This is a genomic window from Flavobacterium lotistagni (assembly GCF_011392125.1).
Classification (GTDB): Bacteria; Bacteroidota; Bacteroidia; order Flavobacteriales; family Flavobacteriaceae; genus Flavobacterium; species Flavobacterium lotistagni.
The window spans coordinates 1-230 of sequence record NZ_JAAJBU010000048.1; the positions used below are offsets into that span (position 1 = coordinate 1).

General features: G+C 41.3%; 1 pseudogene. It reads left to right on the forward strand.

Annotation, left to right across the window (positions count from 1 at the left end):
* A pseudogene (locus tag G4D82_RS14375) lies at positions 1-230 on the forward strand (hypothetical protein); the annotation flags it as partial.

The window sequence follows — 230 nt, forward strand, 5'->3', positions numbered from 1 at the left end:
GGAACTTACACCCTAACTTACCAAATTTGTGAAATCTTAAACCCAAGCAACTGCGATACTGCGATTGTTACAGTAACTGTTTCTGCGGCTTCGATCATCGCTAATGACGATACCGGAACAACTGTAAACGGACTTGCCGGCGGAACTGCTTTCACAAACGTACTTGTAAACGATACTTTAAATGGTGTGGCTGTTTTAGCTTCTCAAGTAAATACAACTTTTGTAAGCTC